Source organism: Oleiphilus sp. HI0128, assembly GCF_001635365.1.
On the sequence record NZ_LWGG01000378.1, the window covers coordinates 1 to 964 of the forward strand.

The 964-nt window shown below is 45.6% G+C and carries 1 protein-coding gene; it reads left to right on the plus strand.

The window, feature by feature from the left end:
• Positions 1-147: 147 nt before the first annotated feature.
• Positions 148-964: AMP-binding protein (locus tag A3763_RS04680; protein ID WP_156494912.1), on the plus strand; the 817-nt coding region annotated here is incomplete at its 3' end.

Below are 964 nucleotides of genomic sequence, written 5' to 3' on the forward strand. Positions count from 1 at the left end.
AGCAATTCGCTCCTCAGCTGAAGATATACCACTGGAAAGTTTATTAGAATCAATCAAGTATGCGTCTTTAGTCGACTCTTCCGGTGACTCATAAAGAATAAAAAGAGACTCTGAATAGTGAGGCTCTACAAGGACCGGAGACATCTCATGAGTAATCAAAAAGTTTATCCCATTCACGCGCAGGCTAAAGCCCGCACTAATATCGATCAAGACCGTTATCAAGCGCTTTATCAGCAGTCGCAGGATGACAATGAATCGTTCTGGGCAGAGCAGGGAAAGCGCCTTGAATGGATCAAACCTTATTCCCAGGTAAAAGATGTATCGTTTTCTTCTAATGATTTGCATATTCGCTGGTATTACGACGGTGTCTTGAATGCTTCGGTAAATTGTCTAGATCGCCACTTGGCTGAGCGTGGTGAACAGACTGCAGTTATCTTTGAGGGAGATGAGCTAGATTCTTCTAAGCATATTTCCTATCGAGAGCTGTACGAAGAAACGTGTAAGTTTGCCAACGCCATGCGACAAACAGGTGTAAAAAAGGGCGACATTGTCACTATCTATATGCCTAATGTTCCTGAAACTGCTGTAGCGATGTTGGCCTGTGCTCGTATTGGTGCCATTCATTCTGTTGTGTTTGGTGGTTTTTCTCCTGAAGCCTTGGCTGCTCGTATCGCTGACGGTGCAGCGAAATGGGTCGTGACGGCTGATGAAGGCGTACGTGGTGCCAAAGCGATTCCTCTAAAGAAAAATGTCGATGCAGCGATTGAAACCGATGCGGTCACGACGGTTGAAAATGTCTTTGTGTTAAAACGCACCGGCAATGATGTTAATTGGGTCGAGGGTCGAGACCTTTGGTATCATGAACTTTTGGCAGGTGCTTCGAGTGAGTGTGAACCTGAGCCAATGAATGCCGAAGACCCGCTCTTTATGCTTTATACCTCTGGTTCGACGGGTAAGCCTAAAG